At 72.4% G+C, this 19,488-nt stretch carries 18 protein-coding genes; 7 read left to right on the top strand and 11 right to left on the bottom strand.

Translation table 11 applies throughout. The features are described 5' to 3' along the window. Window positions 1-46: 46 nt before the first annotated feature. On the bottom strand, window positions 47-1,132 hold the full coding sequence (ychF, locus tag BRM1_RS00460) for a redox-regulated ATPase YchF (protein ID WP_268527008.1): 1,086 nt from the start codon (window positions 1,130-1,132) through the stop codon (window positions 47-49). A gap of 207 nt (window positions 1,133-1,339) precedes the next feature. Here ychF and BRM1_RS00455 point away from each other — a divergent pair, with 207 nt between their 5' ends. Further along, the gene (locus BRM1_RS00455; protein ID WP_268527006.1) at window positions 1,340-2,002 is read left to right on the top strand and encodes a biliverdin-producing heme oxygenase; all 663 of its coding nucleotides are present in this window, start codon (window positions 1,340-1,342) and stop codon (window positions 2,000-2,002) included. 35 nt (window positions 2,003-2,037) lie between these two features. Here the strand turns inward: BRM1_RS00455 and BRM1_RS00450 are convergent, their stop codons facing one another. Both BRM1_RS00450 and BRM1_RS00445 read right to left on the bottom strand, forming a co-directional pair. Continuing rightward, window positions 2,038-2,544: a phosphoribosyltransferase gene (locus tag BRM1_RS00450; protein ID WP_268527004.1), complete on the bottom strand. Its 507-nt coding sequence runs from the start codon at window positions 2,542-2,544 to the stop codon at window positions 2,038-2,040. A gap of 113 nt (window positions 2,545-2,657) precedes the next feature. Beyond that, complete coding sequence (locus BRM1_RS00445; protein ID WP_268527003.1) at window positions 2,658-3,707, bottom strand: LLM class flavin-dependent oxidoreductase; 1,050 nt, start codon at window positions 3,705-3,707, stop codon at window positions 2,658-2,660. A gap of 124 nt (window positions 3,708-3,831) precedes the next feature. Here BRM1_RS00445 and BRM1_RS00440 point away from each other — a divergent pair, with 124 nt between their 5' ends. After that, complete coding sequence (locus BRM1_RS00440) at window positions 3,832-4,443, top strand: HhH-GPD-type base excision DNA repair protein (RefSeq protein WP_268527000.1); 612 nt, start codon at window positions 3,832-3,834, stop codon at window positions 4,441-4,443. Between the two features lie 193 nt (window positions 4,444-4,636). On the opposite strand, the gene BRM1_RS00435 is transcribed toward BRM1_RS00440, so the two are convergent. From BRM1_RS00435 to BRM1_RS00415, 5 genes are read right to left on the bottom strand one after another with little or no spacing between them, the layout of a single operon-like run. After that, window positions 4,637-5,623, bottom strand: coding sequence for an ABC transporter substrate-binding protein (locus BRM1_RS00435; protein ID WP_268526998.1), 987 nt, complete (start codon window positions 5,621-5,623; stop codon window positions 4,637-4,639). A 27-nt stretch (window positions 5,624-5,650) separates the two neighbouring features. Then, complete coding sequence (locus BRM1_RS00430; protein ID WP_268526996.1) at window positions 5,651-6,595, bottom strand: ABC transporter ATP-binding protein; 945 nt, start codon at window positions 6,593-6,595, stop codon at window positions 5,651-5,653. Beyond that, window positions 6,592-7,686, bottom strand: coding sequence for a FecCD family ABC transporter permease (locus BRM1_RS00425; RefSeq protein WP_160953090.1), 1,095 nt, complete (start codon window positions 7,684-7,686; stop codon window positions 6,592-6,594). The genes BRM1_RS00430 and BRM1_RS00425 overlap by 4 nt, the downstream gene beginning before the upstream one ends. Then, window positions 7,683-8,825 (bottom strand): FecCD family ABC transporter permease, encoded by a 1,143-nt coding sequence (locus BRM1_RS00420; protein ID WP_268526991.1) that lies wholly within the window; start codon window positions 8,823-8,825, stop codon window positions 7,683-7,685. Before BRM1_RS00420 ends, BRM1_RS00425 begins: the two co-directional genes overlap by 4 nt. Beyond that, window positions 8,818-10,608, bottom strand: a complete 1,791-nt coding sequence (locus BRM1_RS00415) for a siderophore-interacting protein (RefSeq protein ID WP_268526988.1) — start codon at window positions 10,606-10,608, stop codon at window positions 8,818-8,820. The genes BRM1_RS00420 and BRM1_RS00415 overlap by 8 nt, the downstream gene beginning before the upstream one ends. 237 nt (window positions 10,609-10,845) lie before the next feature. Between BRM1_RS00415 and BRM1_RS00410 the strand changes: the two genes are divergently transcribed. After that, window positions 10,846-11,943 carry a DNA recombination protein RmuC gene (locus BRM1_RS00410; protein ID WP_268526984.1) on the top strand — a complete coding sequence of 366 codons (1,098 nt, stop codon included), beginning with the start codon at window positions 10,846-10,848 and terminating at the stop codon, window positions 11,941-11,943. An 89-nt stretch (window positions 11,944-12,032) separates the two neighbouring features. Here BRM1_RS00410 and BRM1_RS00405 read toward each other — a convergent pair whose 3' ends face one another. Further along, window positions 12,033-13,736, bottom strand: a complete 1,704-nt coding sequence (locus BRM1_RS00405) for an APC family permease (RefSeq protein ID WP_268526982.1) — start codon at window positions 13,734-13,736, stop codon at window positions 12,033-12,035. A 242-nt stretch (window positions 13,737-13,978) separates the two neighbouring features. Next, window positions 13,979-15,037: a 4-hydroxy-3-methylbut-2-enyl diphosphate reductase gene (locus tag BRM1_RS00400; RefSeq protein WP_268529883.1), complete on the bottom strand. Its 1,059-nt coding sequence runs from the start codon at window positions 15,035-15,037 to the stop codon at window positions 13,979-13,981. 108 nt (window positions 15,038-15,145) lie between these two features. Between BRM1_RS00400 and xseA the strand changes: the two genes are divergently transcribed. Continuing rightward, complete coding sequence (gene xseA / locus BRM1_RS00395) at window positions 15,146-16,561, top strand: exodeoxyribonuclease VII large subunit (protein ID WP_160953086.1); 1,416 nt, start codon at window positions 15,146-15,148, stop codon at window positions 16,559-16,561. A gap of 1 nt (window position 16,562) precedes the next feature. Further along, complete coding sequence (locus BRM1_RS00390; RefSeq protein ID WP_268526978.1) at window positions 16,563-16,847, top strand: exodeoxyribonuclease VII small subunit; 285 nt, start codon at window positions 16,563-16,565, stop codon at window positions 16,845-16,847. A gap of 112 nt (window positions 16,848-16,959) precedes the next feature. Here BRM1_RS00390 and BRM1_RS00385 read toward each other — a convergent pair whose 3' ends face one another. Further along, window positions 16,960-17,583: a DUF4245 domain-containing protein gene (locus tag BRM1_RS00385; RefSeq protein WP_268526975.1), complete on the bottom strand. Its 624-nt coding sequence runs from the start codon at window positions 17,581-17,583 to the stop codon at window positions 16,960-16,962. A 66-nt stretch (window positions 17,584-17,649) separates the two neighbouring features. Between BRM1_RS00385 and glpX the strand changes: the two genes are divergently transcribed. Next, window positions 17,650-18,813 (top strand): class II fructose-bisphosphatase, encoded by a 1,164-nt coding sequence (gene glpX / locus BRM1_RS00380; RefSeq protein ID WP_268526973.1) that lies wholly within the window; start codon window positions 17,650-17,652, stop codon window positions 18,811-18,813. Further along, a complete protein-coding gene (locus tag BRM1_RS00375; RefSeq protein ID WP_160953082.1) occupies window positions 18,813-19,454 on the top strand; it encodes a carbonic anhydrase in 642 nt (213 codons plus the stop codon). The genes glpX and BRM1_RS00375 overlap by 1 nt, the downstream gene beginning before the upstream one ends. The last annotated feature ends 34 nt before the right edge of the window (window positions 19,455-19,488 follow it).

The following is a 19,488-nucleotide window of genomic DNA, read 5'->3' as shown; positions in this document are numbered from 1 at the left end:
TTGGTCATCGCATCGGCAGGTCAGACCACTCAATCGACGCCAGAGGTTATACGGCGAAACGAAATTCCACCACGTCCCCATCCCGCATGACGTAGTCCTTGCCCTCCATGCGCACCTTGCCGTGTGCACGGGCCTCGGCCATCGTACCGAATTCGTCCAGATCGGAGAACGAGACGATCTCGGCCTTGATGAAGCCCTTCTCGAAGTCCGTGTGGATGACGCCAGCCGCCTGCGGGGCGGTCGCGCCCTGCGGGATAGTCCACGCGCGGGATTCCTTGGGGCCGGCCGTCAGGTACGTCTGCAGCCCCAGCGTCGCGAAGCCCACGCGGGCGAGCTGGTCGAGGCCCGCCTCGTCCTGCTCGGAGAGCTCCAGCATCTCGGCGGCCGACTCATCGTCGAGCTCCGCCAGCTCGGACTCGAACTTCGCGTCCAGGAAGATCGCCTCGACGGGCGTCACGAGGGCGCGCAGCTCGTCCTTCTTCGCCTCGTCGCCCAGCACGTCATCATCGACGTTGAAGACGTAGAGGAAAGGCTTCGTCGTCATGAGCTGCAGCTCGCGCAGCGGCTCGGCGTCGAAGCCGTCGCGCTGCATCGCCTGGTAGAGCGTCGTGCCGGCCTCGAGCACCTCGACGGCCCTCTGCATCGCCTCGAGCACCGCGGGCTCCGTGCGCTTCTGCTTGACTTCCTTCTCCACCCGCGGCATCGCCTTCTCCAGCGTCTGCAGATCCGCGAGAATGAGCTCGGTGTTGATCGTGTCGATGTCGTCAGCCGGGCTGACCTTGCCGTCCACGTGGACGACATCGCCGTCGGCGAACCCGCGGATCACCTGGCAGATCGCGTCGGCCTCGCGGATGTTGGCGAGGAACTGGTTGCCCAGCCCCTCCCCCTCGCTCGCACCGCGCACAATCCCCGCGATGTCGACGAAGCTCACCGCCGCCGGGATGATCTTCTCCGACGAGTAGATCTCCGCGAGCCTGCCTAGGCGCGCATCCGGCAGCTCGACGACGCCCACATTGGGCTCGATCGTGGCGAACGGGTAGTTCGCTGCGAGCACCTGGTTCTTCGTCAGAGCGTTGAACATGGTGGACTTGCCGACGTTGGGCAGTCCGACGATTCCGATAGTCAAAGCCACGCCGCCAGTCTAGTGAGTGCGCGGGCCCTGCACGAACCCGGGCGCCCCGCCACCGCCGCCGAGGCACGGGCCGGGCCGCGTGCGCACGCCGGCCGGCGCGCCTCGGGCGCGGTGGGCACCCGCCCAGGTGAACTACTGAGACGACCAAACGGCGAAATCAACCCTTTGGTTGATCCGCGCGCGCCGCCCGCGCGCGAGGATGGGCCCATGATGACCGCAGAGCACACCGAGGCCCGGCCCGACGACGCAGAGGCGCCGCTCAGCACCGCGATCAAAACGGCCACCGCCCAGGCGCACGACGAGACGGAGAACTCCAGCTTCATGTCCCAGCTCATGGGCGGGCACCTGGACCGCGCGGCCTACACGACGCTGACCGGCCAGCTGCTCCTCATCTACCGCGAGCTCGAGGCGGCGGTGGGCGCCCACCGGACGGATCCGGCGCTCGCGCCGCTGGCCGACCCCGCACTGGAGCGCACGGCGGCTCTCGAGGCCGACTGGGCCGCGCTGACCGGCGGCGCGGCCGATCCCTCGCCGCTGCCCGCCACCCGCGCCTACATCGAGCGACTGCGCGGCCTCGATGCACCGCAGCTCGCGGCCCACCACTACACGCGTTACCTGGGCGACCTGTCCGGCGGCCAGATCATCGCGACGCTGGCGCAGCGCCACTACGGGATCGACGAGGGGCGCGCGTTCTACGACTTCTCCCACCTGGGCAAGCTCAAGCCGTACAAGGACCGCTACCGCTCAGTGCTCGACTCCCTGCCACTGACGGCCGAGCAGCGCGCAGACCTGCTGGCCGAGGCCAGCACCGCGTTCGAGTGCAACAGCGCGCTCTTCGAGGACCTCGCTGCCGCCAGCGCGGCCGGCTAAGACAAGCGCGGCACGGCCGCTGGGGCGGCGGAAGGTCAGCCCTGCGTCTTCTCCACCGGTGGATCGGCCGACCAGGGGAAGACGATCCACTCATCCGTGCGCTTCCATACGAAGTCCGGGTCCACGACGGAGGCCGACTTCGCGTAGATGACCGCCGAGCGCGGATCGGCGCCCAGGTTGGCGAGCAGCTCGAGCACGAGCGCGAGGGTGCGCCCCGAGTCGGCCACGTCGTCGACGACGAGGAGGCGCTTGCCCTTGATTGCCTCGGCGTCGAGCATGGGCTCGAGCAGGACGGGGTCGGGCAGTGTCTCGTGCACGTCGGTGTAGAACTCGACGTTGATGGCATCGGCGAGCTTGAGGCCCAGCGCGTAGGACAGCGCGCCGGCCGGCAGCAGGCCGCCGCGGGCGATCGCGATGACGATCTCCGGCTCGAAGGGGTCATCGGCGATCGCCTGCGCGAGCTCGCGCGCCGAGCGGCCGAAGTCGTCCCAGGTCAGGATCTCCTTGTGCGTAAGCTCCGTTGAGTCTGCGTGATAGGCCATGTCTCCCCCGGTCATCGGCTGCTGGCGACGGGTGCGCCCGCGCGGCTGGTTCAGCCTAGCGCGGGCGCAGTGGCACGTGACGAGCGGCCCAGCACGGTGGCCGGCCCCACCGGTCAGCCCACCGGATCGCCCTGGACGGGCCCCTCCGTGTTCGGCTTCCACCCGAGTGCCGGGGCGACGTGCTCCGCGAATCCCTGCAGCAGGCGGGCGTTGAAGTCCGCACCCAGCTGCGACGGGATGGTCAGGAACAGCGTGTCCGCGGCCTCGACGGCGGCATCGGCGCGCAGTTCCTTTATGAGCCGGTCCGGCTCCCCCGCATACGTCTTGCCGAAGGTCGAGCGGAAGCCGTCGATGATGCCCACCTGGTCGTCCTCGCCCTGCATGCCGTACATGAGCCGGTCCTCGTCCGTGAGGATGGGGAAGACGCTGCGGCTGACGGACACGCGCGGTGCCCAGTCGTGGCCCGCGGCCTTCCACGCCGCGCGGTAGCGGTCGATCTGCTCGCGCTGGAGGTCGGCGAACGCATCCCCGGTGGCCTCCGTCAGCAGCGTCGAGCTCATGAGGTTGACGCCCTGGGCTGCGGCCCATTCGGCGGTCTCGCGCGTGCCTGCGCCCCACCAGATGCGGCGATCGAGGCCCTCGGACTGCGGTTCGACCCGCAGCAGGCCCGGGCGGCCGAACTGTGCCGGGTCTGCCTGCGCCATGCCCTCACCGCGGATCGCCGCCATGAACTCGTCGAACTTCGCGCGCGCGAGGTCCGCCCCGCGAGGGTCCTGCGAACCCGTGTAGCCGAATGCCTCCCAGCCGCGCAGCGCCGGCTCCGGGCTGCCGCGGCTCACACCGAGCGCCACCCGCTGATCGGCCAGCAGGTCGAGCTGCGCCGCCTCCTCAGCCAGGTAGAGCGGGTTTTCGTAGCGCATGTCGATGACGCCCGTGCCCACCTCGATGCGCTGCGTGCGCGCCGCGATCGCGGCCAGCAGCGGCATGGGCGAGGCGGACTGCCGGGCGAAGTGGTGGACGCGGAAGTAGGCGCCGTTGACGCCCATCTCATCCGTCGCCTGCGCCAGGTCGACCGCCTCGTGCAGCGACTGGCCGGCGGTGGGGTCGCCGGGGCCGCGCCCGTGACCGTAGTGGCCGAAGCTCAAGAATCCGAATGCCTTCATGCCGCGCACAACCTGGTTGAGAGTTCAATTATTCCGAGGCGGTGTCCTGCCGCACGCTCCGCACCGCACTCACCAGCACCCGCCTCACTCCCCACCCCCACCGGCAATCCGGCACAATCGAGCCATGACGACTCACCTCTACCTCTCGACGGACCCGCAGGCCGACGAGCTGCTGGCCCGCAATCCCTTCGCTCTCATGGTGGGCATGCTGCTCGACCAGCAGATCTCTCCATGGAGACCGCGTTCGCGGGCCCGGCCAAACTCCGACACCCGCCTCGGCGGCCTCACCCCCGCCTCCGTGGCCGGCACGGACCCGGAGGACTTCCTCGCGGCCTTCAGGGAGACCCCGGCCGTCCACCGGTTCCCCGGCTCCATGGCGACGCGCGTCCAAGCCCTCGCCCAGACCCTCGTGGACGACTACGACGGCCGGGCGGAGAACGTGTGGACGGCCCCGAACGCGGACGGCACGGAACCCACGGGGCCGCAGATCCTGCGCCGCCTCCAGGCGCTGCCCGGCTTCGGCAAGCAGAAGGCGCAGATCTTCCTGGCCCTGCTCGGCAAGCAGTTCGGGCTGCGGGCAGACGGCTGGCGCGAGGCCGCCGGCGGCTACGGCCCGGACGACTCGCTCAACTCCATCGCCGATGTCCGCGACGCAGCGACCATGGACCGGGTGCGGGCGAACAAGCAGGCGGCCAAGGCCGCCGCCAAGCAGGCGAAGGCGGACGCGGGCCGCTGACCGGCCGCGAGCACAGGCCACCAGCACCGCAGCAATACAGCACCTCGGCCACACAGCTCCTCCGCACTACAGCACCACGGCACACCGGCGCCACAGCAATCCGGCAAAAAAGCGGGCGGCTCCCCTCCGAAACGGAGTGGGAGCCGCCCGCCAGCCGGGCCGCACAGATGCGGCCGGCCGAGCGCGTGAGCGCTTACTTCATCTTCTTCAGGCCCGCCTCGATCTGGTCGAGCGAGTAGTTCGCATCGGAGAACCCGGCGATCGTCGTCTTGCCGATCGGGAAGTTGTTGCCGGCCTTGACCGCCTTGAGGTTCTTGTACAGCGAGGTCTTCATGAGCGCCTCGACCGGAGCGGTCGTCTTGCCCTGCTCGGTCGAGCCGTGGAAGATCACGTCGGCATCGCCCAGGACGGAGCCGATCTTCTCGTTCGAGACGTCCTTCTCCGGCTCCTTCTCGTCCTTGACCGCGGCGTTCTCATCCTTCGACCAGGTGAAGCCCAGCGGGGTGAGGAGCGTGCCGGTCATGTTCTTCTCGCCCCAGGCGTAGAAGTTGTTGTCCTCGAAGGCATCGACGACGCCCACGGACTTGCCGGAGATGACGTCCTTGTACTGGCTGGCCATGTCCTGCTGGCGCTTGGAGAACTGGTCCTTGAGCTCCTTGTACTTGTCCGTCTTGTTCGTCGCGTCCGCGACCTCCTCGACGCGCTGCTCCCAGTTGGCGCGGTCGTCGCCGCGCAGGGTCCACACGTACACGGGGCCGATCTCGCGCAGCTGCTTGAGCACGTCATCGGACGTGGTGTTCGGCGCGAGGATGAGGTCGGGCTCGAGCTGGGCGACCTTCTCGACCTGGACCTCGTCCTGGGTCGTGACGACGGGCACGTCGCCGATCTTGTCCTGGATCTCCTTGGTCATGGCGCCCTCTTCGAAGATGCCCTGGCCCACGAGGTTGACGCCCAGATCGTAGACGGACTGGGTCGCGGCGTAGTGCAGCGAGACGACCTTCTGCGGGTCCTCGGGCACCTGCACCTCGTTGCCCGCGGCGTCCTTGACGGTCCGCGTCGCGGCCGACGATTCGCCGCCCTTGTCCTCGGAGCCGCTCGAACCGCAGCCGGCCAGCAGCGCCAGGGCCGCGATCAGCAGCGCGGCAAGCGGTGCGAGCACCTTGTTCCTGCTCAGCGTCATATCGGAGTGTCCTCTCTCTATCTTCTTCTACTGGTCAGTGGTGAGGCTATGGGGGCCCGGGTGCTCCTGCGGGCTGACGGGGACGCCCTCCGCCGCCGAGGCGCGGGCCGGGCCGGGCTCGCCGGCGCCGGTGCGCCGGCCGTGGCCGCCGTGGGCCGGGACGACGAGGGGCCCGCCGTTGACGGGGTCCTCGACGATGGCCGCGGTGATGCCGAAGACCTCGCGCAGGAGCTCGGGGGTGACCACCTGGGCGGGCGGGCCCTGCGCGACGATCTGCCCGTCGGCCATGACGACGAGGTTCGTCGCGTACTGCACGGCGTGGTTGATGTCGTGGACCACGGCCACGAGCGTGCGGCCCTCGGCGTTGAGGCCCGCGAAGAGGTCCATGAGGCCCAGCTGGTGGCGGATGTCGAGGAACGTCGTGGGCTCGTCGAGCAGGAGGATGGGCGACTGCTGGGCCAGGGCCATCGCGACCCACGCGCGCTGGCGCTGGCCACCGGAGAGCTCGTCGACGAGCCGGTCGGCCAGCTCCGCCATCCCGGTGGCCGCGAGCGCGTGGCCGACCGCGTCCTCGTCGGCCTTCGACCAGCGCGAGAGCAGCGACTGGTGGGCGTACCGCCCGCGGCCCACGAGGTCCATGACCGTGATCCCGGCGGGCACGAGCGCGGACTGGGACAGCAGGCCCAGCCGCTTGGCGACCTCCTTGGCCCTGAGCGTGGCGATGTCCGTCCCGTCGAGCAGCACGGTGCCCGTCTGCGGGGCCAGCAGCTTCGACATGGCGCGCAGCAGCGTGGACTTGCCGCACGCGTTGGGCCCGATGACGACGGTGAAGGAGCCGGCGGGCACTTCGACGCTCAGGCCCTCGACGATCGCGCGCCGGTCGTAGGCCAGGGTGAGGTCCTGCCCGAGGATGGCCGGCGCCGCGCCGGGCTCCGCCGCGGGCCTTTGCGCCGCCGTGTCCTGGGCCGTCACAGGGTCCCCCTCTTGTTCTCCGTGATGATGACGCTGAGCAGGTAGACGCCGCCCACCGCGACGGTGACGACGCCGGCGGGCAGCTGGATGCCCGGGATCGCGTGCTGGGCGAGCATGTCCGCGAGCAGCAGGATGAGCGCGCCCACGAGGCCCGCCGGTAGCATGGGCGCCCCAACGGCCCCGGCCAGGCGCCGGCCGATCTGCGGGGCGGCCAGCGCCACGAACGCAATCGGCCCGGTGGCCGAGGTCGCGATGGCCACGAGCACGACGCCCACGACGATGCCGAGCACGCGGGTGGCCCCGGGATCCGAGCCCGAGGCGGTGGCCTGGTCATCGCCGAGGTCCAGCTGGGCCAGCCTGCGCGAGAGCAGGCCCGCCACGAGCAGGAACACCGCGCCGGTCACCATCGCCGGGCCGGAGAACTCGACGTCGAGGCCGTTGAGCGAGCCCACGCCCCAGGTCGCTGCGACGAGTGCGATGTCGACATCGGAGGTGAGCCGGAACCACGTGTCGATGCTCGCGAGCATGGCGGTGACGCCGATGCCCACGACGATGAGGCGGAAGCCCTGCAGGCTGCCGCCGCGGGCGAGCGCGAAGATGATCGCGGCGACCGCGAGGCCGCCGGCCACCGCGCCGCCGGCCACGGCGTAGTAGCCGCTGGAGACGAAGAGGATGACGAGCAGCCCGCCGGTGTAGGCGCCGGCGGAGAAGCCGATGATGTCCGGGCTGCCCAGCGGGTTGCGGGTGATCGTCTGGAAGATCGCCCCGGAGACCCCGAGCATGGCCCCGAAGACGATCGCCCCGACCACTCGGGGCAGGCGCCACTGGACGATGAAGAGCGACTCGAGGCGCGAGCCGTGCCCGCTCAGCGCGGAGAGCACACGGCCCGGGGCGAACGTCTTCTCCCCGATCATGAGGGCGAGGAACGCGGCGGCGAGGATCGCCAGCGCCAGGGCCGCGCACACGACCAGAGTGCGCACGCGGATCCGGCCGGAGATCGGCCCGCGCAGTGTCAGGGTGCGCGGGCGCCCGCGCTCTGAGGCCTGCGCGGCAGGGGTGGGCGCGACGGGCCGGGCGGTGGGGGCGCTCACAGCGCGAACACCTTCCTGCGGGTCACGAGCGCGATGAGCACGGGGGCGCCCACGAACGCGGTGACGACGCCCACGGGCACCTCGCGCCCGGGCAGGATGACCCGGGAGAGGACGTCGGAGCCGAGCATGATGACGGGCGCCGCGAGCAGGGAGAGCGGGATGACGCGGCGCTGGTCGTTGCCGACGATGAGCCGGCAGGCGTGGGGCACCATGAGCCCGATGAAGCCGATGGGCCCGCAGACCGCCACGGCACCGCCCACGAGCAGCGCGACCGCGCCCACGGTGGCCAGGCGCACGAGGCGCACGTTGACGCCCACGGCCGCGGCGAGGTCGTCGCCGAGGGCCATGGCGTTGAGCGCGCGGGCGAGGAGCAGCGCGATGGCGATCCCCACGAGCAGCGCCGGGGCCACCTGGGCGAGGTCGCCCAGATCGCGGCCGGCGGCTGAGCCCGCGGCCCACTGGCGCATCCGGTCGAACGTCGCCGCGTTCGTCAGGCGGATCGCCTCGCCGATCCCGGAGAGGACGGCGGCCAGGGCGACGCCGGCCAGCGTGATGCGCAGGGGGTTGGCCGCCGCGCGGCCGCTGCCGGCCACGAGCATGACGGCCAGTGTGGCCAGCAGCGCCCCGCCGAACGCCGGCCACACGAGCACGCCGGTGGCGCCCATCCCGGCGAAGGCCACGCACAGGGTGACGGCGAGCGCGGAGCCGGCGTTGATGCCGATGATGCCGGGGTCGGCCAGCGGATTGCGGGTGAAGGCCTGGATGAGCGCCCCGGCGGTGCCGAGCGCTGCGCCCACGACGATCGCGACGATGGTGCGCGGGAGGCGGTACTCCCACACGAGCGCGGTGGCCTCGGAGCCGCCGCGGCCCTGGAAGACGGCCAGCACCTCGCCGGCGCTCAGCGGCTGGGCGCCCACGATGAGGCTCGCGCAGCACAGCACGACCAGGCCCGCGGCGAGGGCGGCGACGCCCGGCCAGATCCTGCGCGGCACTGCGGTGTGGGCCTCGAGCGCCGCGGCGGCGGTCCGGGCATCGCCCGCGCCTGCGGAGGCAGGCGGTGGGGTGTCCCCCACGGTCGCGTGGCTGTTCGCCACCGCGCCGGGCGCTCCGGGCGCGGCGGTGCGGGCGGGCTCAGGCATCGGCCCGCATGACGGTGTCGTAGCTGCCGAAGCCCCAGCCCACGTCGAGGACCTCGGCGCTGCCGTAGCCGGCGGCGGAAAGCAGCTCGCGCAGCTCGGCGCGCTCGCGCAGCGGCCGCCCGGTGTTGGCCAGGCTGATGAGGGCCCGCTCGGCGGCGTGGTCGTCGGCGGCGGCGCCGTGGGCGGTGGAGTCGAGGAGCACGAGCACGGAAGCACTGGCCCGGGCAGCGCGCAGCAGGTCGAGTGCCGCGGCGTCGGGCAGGCCCTCGAGGGCGCCCACGAGCACGGCGCAGTCGGCCTGCGGCCAGGCGCCCGCGCCGGGGGCGCGCATGAGCTGGGGCGGCTGCGGGCGCGCGGCAAGCGCCGCCTCGAGCACGCCCAGCCCGCGCCCGGCGAGCACGATGGAGCCCGCGCCGGCCAGCGGCTGCGCGGCGGCCAGCGGGTCGGCGAGGTATTCGAGCAGCGCCTCGGCGGCGTGCTCGAGCGGTGCCTGCGCGGCGGGCTCGCTCGGATCGAGGGCGAACCTGCCGGGCGCGGCCCCGCCGATGACGTCGACGAGGTCGGTGAGCGCGTAGGCGGAGCGGCTGACCGGGTCGCGCAGGTCGAGGCCGTCCGCGGCCCCGTCGGCGGCGAAGATGCCGCCGAGTTCGGTATTGGCAAAGCGCTCGGGCGTGCCGGTCAGCAGGCCCAGCGCCAGCATGGCGGCCACGAGCGGGCGCAGGCGCGCCTCGTCCGCGCCCACAGCCGCGGCCAGCGCGGTCGGGGTGGTGTGCCCGGCCTCGACGAGCGCGCCGATGCCCAGCGTGACCGCGGCGCGGGTGACGATGGGGGCCAGCAGCTCGGTCATCTCGTGGGCCTGGAACAGCACGGCGGTGCGGTCCTCAGCGCCGGGCGCCCGGGCGGCCGCCGGCGCGCCAGCGGCCGCGGGTGCGGGCTGGGCATCGGCGTCGGCCGCGGCCGAGGCGGTGCGCGGCGGGGCAGGCCTGCGCCAGTAGCCGTCCACCTGGACGTGTTCGCGCGCCAGCCCGCGCTCGTTGCGCAGGTGGCGGCGGATGGGCGCGATCGTGAGCGCCTCTCCGGCGCACCAGGCGAAGGTCGACTCCGGCAGCGCAGGCAGGGCGGTGACGGCCCCGAGCAGGAGCGGGCTGTGGCCGGCCTCTGCCGTCCTGCGCTCCAGCCACGTGACGGCGACACCCGGGAGCTCGGCGAGCTCCTGCCGGTCCGCGGCCTCCGGAACCTCGATGATGAGCTGGCCGCGGGCACCCGGGGGCGCCTCCTCGAGCCAGCGCGCCATGGCCGGCAGCGCCGTCTCATCGCCGATGAGGAGGTGGAAGGCGGCGTCCGTGTCGATGGCGGCGCACGTCTTGGGGCCGGCGAACGCGATGGGATCGCCGGGGCGCGCGGCCTCGGCCCACTCGGCGGCCAGGCCCCCGGGGTGGCGGACGAAGTCGACGTCGAAGCTCAGCCCGTCCGGTGCGACGCTGCGCACCGTGTAGTCGCGCGAGGCCACGAGGACGGAGCGCTCCCAGTCGAAGGTGTACTCCTGCTGCTCTCCCGCGTGGGGCAGACTGCCGTCGGGGCCGGGGAAGACGAGCTTGACGTGGTCGTCGAAGCCGGCGCTTTCGAACGGCGGCATGGCGAAGCCGTTCGAGGCGAAGGCGCCCAGCTGCGGGCCGCCCAGGCGCACGCGGCGCATGTGGGGGCTGACGTCGAAGGCGTCGATCACCTCCACGGCGCGCAGGACGATCGGGCGGCTGCTGATGCGCCGCGAGGTGCGCGCCACGGTCGGACCACCGGACCCTTCTCTACGATTTCGGTTACAGTTTCCTACGCAAAACGCGTGCAGGCGACGCTATCCTACGGCCTCCGGCGCGTGCAAAGGCAACGCTGGCCTCGCGGCCGAGCCCTGGGGGTGAAGTTGCTGGTCACGGACCCGGACGCGCACCCGGGGCACCCCGCGCGCCCCGGTCGGAGCGGCCGTCGGAGCGCCCGTGTCCGTGCCCCGGGCCACACTGGCGGCATGGAAACCTCGCTCATCGTCACCGCCGTCGTCTTCCTCCTCCTCGGCCTCGCCGTGGGCGCGCTCCTGGGCGCGATGGCCGTGCGGGCCCGCACGGCCGCGCGGCTCGCCGAGGCGCAGACGGCGCGCGGGCTGCTGACCGAGCGCAACGCGGCGCTCGAGGCCGATGCCGCGCTGGCCACCGAGCTGACCGCGGCGGTGGGGCCGCTGTCGAACGGCGTGCGCACGCTGCAGTCCGAGGTCGGGCGCCACGAGCGCGAGCGCATCGACCAGCTCGCCCGCCTGAGCGAGCAGATCAGCGGGCTGAGGGAGCAGAACCGCACGCTCCAGGAGTCCACCGGGCGCCTGTCGAGCGCCCTGCACTCCACCGCTCGGAGGGGCCAGTGGGGCGAGGTGCAGCTGCGCCGCATCGTCGAGCACGCCGGCATGCTGCCCCACGTGGACTTCGACGAGCAGGTCTCCCGCACCGACCGCGACGGCACGGCCCTGCGGCCCGACCTCATCGTCCACCTGCCCGGCGGGTCCACGCTCGTCGTGGACGCGAAGGCCCCGCTGAGCGCGCGCCTGGACGGCGGCAAGGAGGAGGACCACGCCCGCGCGCTGCTGCGCCACGTCGATGCGCTGGCCGCGCGCGCCTACTGGCGGGCCTTCGATCCGGCCCCGGAGTTCGTCGTGTGCTTCCTGCCCACCGACGGCCTGCTCAGCGAAGCCGCGGCGGCGTACCCGCAGCTCATCGACCAGGCGATGGCGAAGAACGTCGTGCTCACCTCGCCCTCGACGCTGCTCGTGCTGCTCAAGACGGCCGCCCTCAACTGGCGGCAGGCGGCGATCGGGGAATCGGCCCAGGAGGTGCTGCGCCTGGGCCGCGAGCTCTACGAGCGCGCGGGCCTGCTGGGCGAGCGGCTCGGGCGCCTGGGCGGCAGCCTCGAGCGCGCGGTGGGCGACTACAACGCGTTCATCGGATCCTTCGAATCGCGCTTCCTCGTCTGCGCCCGGAAGTTCCCCGCCACCGGCATCAGCACGGAGGAGATCGCACCGGCGGCCGCGGCACAGGCGCAGGTGCGCCGTGCCGCGGCCGCCGAGCTGAGGGCGGAGTGAGCGCGGAGTCCCCCGCCGGGCGCTGAGCGCTCCGGCGGTGGCGGGGCGCTACGGCGTGCCGCCGCGCCCGGTCACGGGAGTGCCCGTCCTTACTCCTCCTTGGCCGAGGCCGCCTCGTGCTCGAAGGCCGCGACGCGCTCCTCGACCTCCTCCTGGGGCAGCATGGTCGCCTGCGCCCAGTAGAAGATCACCACGCTGAACACGGCGGTGACCGGCATGGCCAGCCAGAACACGAGCGGCGTGGCCTCCGGATCGGCGCCGGCATTGCGCTCGGCGTCCATGAAGAAGCTGATCGCCGCCAGGCCCGCGAGCCACACGACGGCCCAGATGCCGTGCTTGGCGTGCAGCGCGGACATGTGGTCGGCCCCGCGGCCGAACAAGTAGGTCAGGCCCAGCAGCGCGAAGCCCACGACGATCGCGATGAAGAGCTTCGAGTTCGTCTCCCAGCCCGCCCAGTAGACGATCATGTTCGCGAAGAAGAACGCGATGAGCGGCAGCGCGTCACCGCCGGGCAGGCGGAACGGGCGGCCGTGGTTGGGCATCCGGCGGCGCAGCGCGGCGAGCACGAGCGGGCCGGCGGCGAACGAGATGACGGAGCCGGAGGTGATGAAGCCCACCATTTCCTGCCACGACGGGAACGGCATGAGCAGCACGCAGCCGATCACGAACGTGAACACGAGGCTGGCGGCCGGCACGCCGTGCTTGCTCACGGTGCCCAGCACGCGCGGGGCGTTGCCGTTGCGCGAGAGCGCGTAGGAGATGCGCGCAGCCACGCCGGTGAAGATGAGGCCCGTGTCGGCCGGCGAGATGATCGCGTCGATGTAGAGGAGCACCGCGAGGAAGCTCAGTCCCGCCAGGGTGGACAGCGCGGCCAGCGGGCCGAAGTCGTCCTCGAACTTCAGACCCGCCCAGGAGCCGGCCTCGTTGAGCAGGTCCGTGGGCACGCCGATCGTGAACGCCACCTGCAGCCCCGCGTAGATGAGGGCGCAGATCGCGATCGACAGGATGATGGCCAGCGGGATGTTGCGCTTGGGGTTCTTCGACTCGCCGGCCAGCTCGATGGGCTGGCGGAAGCCGGTGTACGCGAAGACGATGCCGGCGGTGGCGACGGCCGTGAGGACCGCGGCGAAGCCCTTGGGCGCGAACCCGTGGGAGGTGAAGTTCGCCGGCGTGCCCATCTTCGTGGTGGTGAGCGCGCAGAAGAGGAAGACGACCACGACGAGGACGATCATCGCGAGCTTCCACCACACGAGCCCGTCGTTGATACGGGCGAAGAGCTTGACGCCGAAGAAGTTCAGGGCGGTGAAGACGGCCATGAGCACGATGCCCACGCCGATGCCCATGGGGGTCAGGACGTGCGCGGTGGTGCCGGAGGCCGACGTGACAGCCTCGGTGAATGGCGCGAACTTCGTCGCGTACGTCAGCACCGCCTCCACCTCGATGGCGGGGGTGGCCGCGGCGGCGATCCACATGACGAAGCCCAGCGCGAACGAGGCGAGCGAGCCCCACGTGAGGTGCGGGTAGCGCACCACGCCGCCGCTGACCGGGAACATGGGGCCGAGCTCGGCGAAGCACAGGCCGATCGCGAGGATCATGACGCCGCCGATGAGCCACGAGAACAGGGCGGCGGGCCCCGCGATCATCGAGGCGTTGTAGGCGCCGAACAGCCAGCCGGAGCCGATGATCGAGCCCACGCCCATGAACGTCAGGGAGATCATCCCCAGGTTGCGCTTGAGGGCGGGCTGGTCCTCGAAGCCCTTCTGCTTCTGCGGAGCCACTTCGGCATCCGACATGGTCTCTCCTCGAGTCGGCGACAGGATCGCCCCGACGGGCACGGGAGGCTCTGCAGGGGGCAGAATCGCAGCCGTTCGACCGTCGAAGCGAGCGCCACGCTACGCCCGACCGTTGGGTAATACAACTCACATGCCGTTGCGGGGGTCACTTTTTCGCGGCGGTCAACAATGGCGGTCCGTAGTGACGGCCACCAGGGCGGCGCGCTCGGAGCCGACCGGGCGGCGGCGCGGGGCGGTGCCCCTCAGCGCAGCTCGTGGGCGCGGTCGGCGCCGCCCTTCTTGTTCGAGGACTCCTGGCCGCGCGCCTTGAGGTCCTTGCGCAGCTCGCGGGGCAGGGAGAACATGAGGTCTTCCTCGGCCGTGCGGACCTCTTCGACGTCTGCGTAGCCGTAGTCGGCCAGCAGCGCGAGCACCTCCTCGACGAGCGCCTCGGGCACCGACGCCCCGGAGCTCACGCCCACGGTCGCGACCCCGTGGAACCAGGCCTCGTCGATCTCGCGGGCGAAGTCCACTCGGTAGGCCGCCGCCGCCCCCTGCTCGAGCGCCACCTCGACGAGGCGCACGGAGTTCGAGGAGTTCGCCGAGCCCACGACGAGCACGAGGTCGGCCCCCGGCGCGATCTTCTTGATCGCGACCTGACGGTTCTGCGTGGCGTAGCAGATGTCGTCGCTGGGCGGATCGGACAGCTGCGGGAAGCGCTCGCGCAGGATCTCCACGGTCGCCATCGTCTCGTCGACGCTCAGAGTCGTCTGCGAGATCCACACGAGCGGCTCCTCGCCGGGCACCTCGACGGCCCGCGCCTCCTCCGGGGTCTGGACGAGTGTGATGGCGCCGGGCGCCTCACCCATCGTGCCCTCGACCTCCTCGTGGCCGGCGTGGCCCACGAGCAGGATGCGGTAGCCGTCGCGGGCGAACCGGACGGCCTCCCGGTGGACCTTGGTGACGAGCGGGCAGGTGGCGTCGATCGTCGTGAGCTCGCGCTCGGCGGCCTCGGCGTGCACGGCCGGCGCCACCCCGTGGGCGGAGAAGACGACGCGGCCGCCGGCGGGCACCTCAGCGGTCTCGTCGACGAAGACGGCCCCGCGCTCGCTCAGCGTCTCCACGACGTGCCGGTTGTGCACGATCTGCTTGCGCACGTAGACGGGCGCCCCGTAGAGCTCGAGCGCCCGCTCCACCGCGATGACCGCCCGGTCGACCCCGGCGCAGTAGCCGCGCGGCGCGGCCAGCAGGACCCGCTTGGCGCCCCCGCGGGGCGGGCGGATCTCGGCGGGCGCCGCGCGCCGGCGCGGCAGCGCGGGCACGGGAACGGTCACGGAGGTCACCCGTGCAGTCTAGGAAGGCCGTGTCCGGACCGCACGCTAGACTGCCCCCACACGCAGGATTCCCACGCAATGAACAGGCGGTGAGCGGTGGCCCAGCGCATCTCCGGCACCCCCGGCACCCTGGGCGCGGCGCCCCCGGAGGCGCTGCCGGCCACGGCCGGTGAGACCTCCCCCGAGCAGCCCTGGCCCCTGGCGCTGCTGAGCGCCAACATCAAGCGCTACATCGACCGCATGTCCGCCGTGTGGATCGAGGGCCAGGTCATCGAGTTCAACCGGCGCGGCAAGGTCTCCTACCTCACGCTGCGCGACCTCAACGAGGAGATGTCGCTGCCCGTCCAGGTCTTCGCCAACGTCCTCGACCGGATGCCCGCGGTCCCCGAGCCCGGCGCCCACGTCGTCGTCAACGTCAAGGCCGACTTCTGGACGAAGGCCGGGCGGCTGTCGATGCGCGCCAACGACATCCGCGCCGTGGGCCTGGGCGAGCTGCTCGCCCGCCTCGAGCGCCTGCGCGCGCAGCTGGGAGCCGAGGGCCTCTTCGACCCCGCCGCCAAACGGGCCCTGCCCTTCCTGCCAAGCCGCATCGGGCTCATCACCGGCCGCGATTCGGACGCGGAGAAGGACGTCGTGCGCAACGCCCGGCTGCGCTGGCCCGCCGTCGACTTCGAGATCCGCGAGGTCGCCGTCCAGGGCAACGGCGCCGTGGGCCAGGTCATGGGCGCGCTGGCCGAGCTCGACGCGGACGCGGGCGTGGACGTCATCATCATCGCCCGCGGCGGCGGCAGCCTCGAGGACCTCCTGCCGTTCTCCAACGAGGCGCTCATCCGCGCCGTGGCCGCCGCGCAGACCCCGGTCGTCTCCGCGATCGGCCACGAGGCCGACCGCCCGCTGCTCGACGACGTCGCGGACCTGCGCGCCTCCACCCCCACGGACGCGGCCAAGCGCGTCGTGCCCGATGTGGCCGAGGAGCAGCTGGGCATCCTCCAGGCCCGCGCGCAGCTCGACGGAGCGCTCGACCGGCTGCTGGCCCGCGAGGCGGCGGAGCTCGCCGCGCTGCGCAGCCGGCCCGTCCTCGCCGAGCCGCTGTCCATGATCACCGGCCGCGAGGCGGAGGTCGCGGCGCTGCGGGAGCGCGCCCTGCGCGCCCAGACCACGGGGCTGGCCCAAGAGGCCTCCGCGATCGAGCACCTGCGCGCCCAGGTCCGGGCGCTCTCGCCGCTCAAGACGCTCGAGCGCGGCTACGCGGTCGTCCAGGACGAGGCCGGCGCGGCGATCCGCGCCGCCGCCGAGGTCTCGGCCGGCCAGCCGCTGCAGGTCACCGTCGCGCACGGTGCGTTCCGGGTCGCCGTCACCGGCGACGCTGCGGATGCAGACACCGCTCATGCCGGCGCCTCACGTGCGAGCGCCGCCCACGCACGCACCGCCGATGGCGGCGCCGCAGACACCGGCGCAGACGATTCCCCCACGGCAGATTCCCCCACGGCCCCGGCAAGAGAAGAGGACTGAGATGGCGAAGACGGAGTCAGCGAACGCGAAGGCCCAGCGGGAGGCCGGGCAGGAGCCCACGGGCGACGTGGAGCTGCGCGAGGAGCTCGCCGCACTGAGCTATGAGCAGGCCCGCGAGGAGCTCGTGACCACGGTGCGCCGCCTCGAGGCGGGAAACCTGCCCCTGGAGGAGTCGCTCTCGCTGTGGAAGCGCGGCGAGGCCCTGGCCGACCGCTGCCAGGCGTGGCTCGACGGCGCCCGGGAGACCCTCGAGCAGGCCCGCGCCGAGCAGGCCGCGGACGACTGAGCCCCCGGGGCACTGGCTCGGGGAGGCACTGACTCACTCGGGGAGGCACTGAAGATGGTACTGAACCCGGGGAACCGCGCCCCGGAAGCCGAACCGGGGGAACTGCGGCGGCTCAGGCGGCCGCGCGCAGCGTCCGCGCGGCGAGGTCCTCGAAGCTGTCCCACTGCGCCGTGCCCATGAGGATGACGGTCGTGTCGCCCACGGTGCCCACGAGCGCCTGCTTCTGATCCGGCTTCTCGAAGCGGTCGAAGGCCACCGTGCGCCCCTGCGGGCCCGCAACCTTCGACGTGCCCGTCTGCGCGGCGTCCTCGCCGACGATCGAGGTCGCCCACGCGGCCGCATCGGCGCCCGGCTGCGCCTGGCGCAGGGCGATCCACTGCTGGCTCGGGCCCACGTAGGAGGCGTACCAGGTCTTGAGCTCCGGCTTGCCCATCTGCTCGAGACCGGCCTCGTTGCTCGACCAGCCCTGCGGCAGCGCCGGGGCGGCGGGGTCGAAGCCGGCCTGCCCGGCGGCGGCGCTGGCCTCCGCGGCAGCGTCGACGGTGCGGGTGGGGTCGCCCTGGGGCTGCGGGGCGATCATGAGCGCGACGAGCACGAGGGCCATGCAGGCGGCGAGCGCGATGACCATGTTCACCCAGTTCGACTGCATGCGGTTGCGCCGCATCTCCTCGCGGGAGCCGGGCTGGGGCTCCGCGGCCGGCTCCGCCTGCGCCGCGGGGATCTGGGATTCGCTCACGGTCCCATTGTGCCGCCGCCCACCGCGCCGGCCAAAAGCGCACGGCCGGGTGGCACAATGAGTCCCATGACTGAGACGACGCCGTCCGAAGACTCCCCGTCCACCGCGCAGCAGGCGAAGGCGGCGCCCGCCTCGCCCAAGGCCCACCACAACGGCGGGCGCGCCGATTCCGAGCCCGTCGCGGTGACCGACGCCTGGACTCAGCGCCTGCGCACCCAGGAGGGCGAGCCGGACCGCAACCTCGCACTCGAGCTCGTGCGCGTCTCGGAGGCCGCCGCCATCGCCTCCTCCCCGTGGGTGGGGCGCGGGGACAAGCTCTCCGCCGACGGCGCCGCGGTGGCGGCCATGCGCAACGTCATCTCCACCGTCCGGATGGACGGCACCGTCGTCATCGGCGAGGGCGAGAAGGACGAGGCGCCCATGCTCTTCAACGGCGAGGCGGTGGGCGACGGTCAGGGCCCCGCCGTCGATGTCGCCGTCGACCCGATCGACGGCACGACGCTGACCGCCAAGGGCATGCCGAACGCCATCTCCGTCATGGCCGTGAGCGAGGGGGGCTCGATGCTCGACCCCTCGGCCGTGTTCTACATGGAGAAGCTCGTGACGGGCCCCGCCGCCGCGGACTCCGTGGACCTGCGCCTGCCGGTGGCGGAGAACATCCGCCGCGTCGCGAAGGCGAAGGGCACCCCCAAGGACATGTCGTCGGTCACCGTCGTCATCCTCGACCGCCCGCGCCACGAGTCGCTCATCGAGGAGGTCCGGGCGGCCGGTGCGCGCATCAAGCTCATCTCCGACGGCGACGTCGCCGGTGCGATCGCCGCCTGCCGGCCCGGCACGGGCATCGACATGCTCATGGGCATCGGCGGCACGCCGGAGGGCATCATCTCCGCCTGCGCGATCAAGGCGCTCGGCGGCGTCATCCAGGGCCGGCTGTGGCCGCAGTCGGACGAGGAGCGCTCCGCGGCGGCAGCCGCGGGCCTCGACGTCGACCGCGTGCTCAACACCGACGACCTCGTCACCGGCGACAACACGTACTTCGTCGCCACCGGCATCACGGACGGCGACCTGCTCGACGGAGTTCGCTACGACGGCCAGTCCGTCCTGACGAACTCGCTCGTCATGCGCTCGCGCTCGGGCACCGTGCGCAACGTCTACGCCGAGCACCAGCTCGCCAAGACCCACTCCTACGTCGAGGCGGCCGAAGAGGCCGCACGACGGGGCCTCGTCTGATGCCCGAGCCCACCTTCGCCACCCCGCGCGCCGCCTACGACCGGCTGCTCGAGGGCAACGAGCGCTTCGTCTCCGATGTCCCGGAGCATCCCAACCAGGACGCCTCGCGCCGCCGGGCGCTGGCCTCCGCGCAGGCCCCGTTCGCCACGCTGTTCGGCTGCGCGGACTCCCGCGTGGCCGCGGAGATGATCTTCGACGTCGGCCTGGGTGAGATGTTCGTCGTGCGCACCGCGGGCCAGGTCACCGACGGCGTGACGATCGGCAGCCTCGAGTACGGCGTCGAGGTGCTCGGCACCCCGCTGCTCATCGTGCTCGGCCACGACAGCTGCGGGGCCGTGACCGCGGCCGTCGACTCGTTCGCCACCGGCGACACCCCCGGGGGCTTCATCGCCGACGTCGTCGCCCAGCTGCTGCCGTCCGTGGTGCGCGCCCGCGGCAACGGGATCGACGACGTCAACGGCACCGTCGAGCAGAACACGATCGACACTGTGGACCTGCTCTACAACCGCTCGCGGATCCTGCGCGACGCGGTGGACTCCGGGCGCCTCGTCATGCTCGGCATGACCTACCACCTGGGCGATGGCCGCGTTAAGGTGGTCGCGCAGACGCCCGCGGACGTGCCCGCGGCACCCGCGCCCTAGCGCACCCGCCCCTCCCGCGCCCGCCCGTGCGGGC

This window comes from Brevibacterium sp. BRM-1 (assembly GCF_026802075.1).
Lineage (GTDB): Bacteria > Actinomycetota > Actinomycetes > Actinomycetales > Brevibacteriaceae > Brevibacterium > Brevibacterium rongguiense.
Note: the sequence above shows the minus strand (reverse complement) of the source record. Positions and strands in the feature narration are given on the sequence as shown.

What these genes read in the sequence shown, in the direction of transcription:
- BRM1_RS00455 (WP_268527006.1), top strand. Translation starts at nt 1,340, where the DNA reads ATGATGACCGCAGAGCACACCGAGGCCCGGCCCGACGACGCAGAGGCG.
- BRM1_RS00450 (WP_268527004.1), bottom strand. Translation starts at nt 2,544, where the DNA reads ATGGCCTATCACGCAGACTCAACGGAGCTTACGCACAAGGAGATCCTG.
- BRM1_RS00445 (WP_268527003.1), bottom strand. Translation starts at nt 3,707, where the DNA reads ATGAAGGCATTCGGATTCTTGAGCTTCGGCCACTACGGTCACGGGCGC.
- BRM1_RS00440 (WP_268527000.1), top strand. Translation starts at nt 3,832, where the DNA reads ATGACGACTCACCTCTACCTCTCGACGGACCCGCAGGCCGACGAGCTG.
- BRM1_RS00435 (WP_268526998.1), bottom strand. Translation starts at nt 5,623, where the DNA reads ATGACGCTGAGCAGGAACAAGGTGCTCGCACCGCTTGCCGCGCTGCTG.
- BRM1_RS00420 (WP_268526991.1), bottom strand. Translation starts at nt 8,825, where the DNA reads ATGCCTGAGCCCGCCCGCACCGCCGCGCCCGGAGCGCCCGGCGCGGTG.
- BRM1_RS00410 (WP_268526984.1), top strand. Translation starts at nt 10,846, where the DNA reads ATGGAAACCTCGCTCATCGTCACCGCCGTCGTCTTCCTCCTCCTCGGC.
- BRM1_RS00405 (WP_268526982.1), bottom strand. Translation starts at nt 13,736, where the DNA reads ATGTCGGATGCCGAAGTGGCTCCGCAGAAGCAGAAGGGCTTCGAGGAC.
- BRM1_RS00390 (WP_268526978.1), top strand. Translation starts at nt 16,563, where the DNA reads ATGGCGAAGACGGAGTCAGCGAACGCGAAGGCCCAGCGGGAGGCCGGG.
- glpX (WP_268526973.1), top strand. Translation starts at nt 17,650, where the DNA reads ATGACTGAGACGACGCCGTCCGAAGACTCCCCGTCCACCGCGCAGCAG.
- BRM1_RS00375 (WP_160953082.1), top strand. Translation starts at nt 18,813, where the DNA reads ATGCCCGAGCCCACCTTCGCCACCCCGCGCGCCGCCTACGACCGGCTG.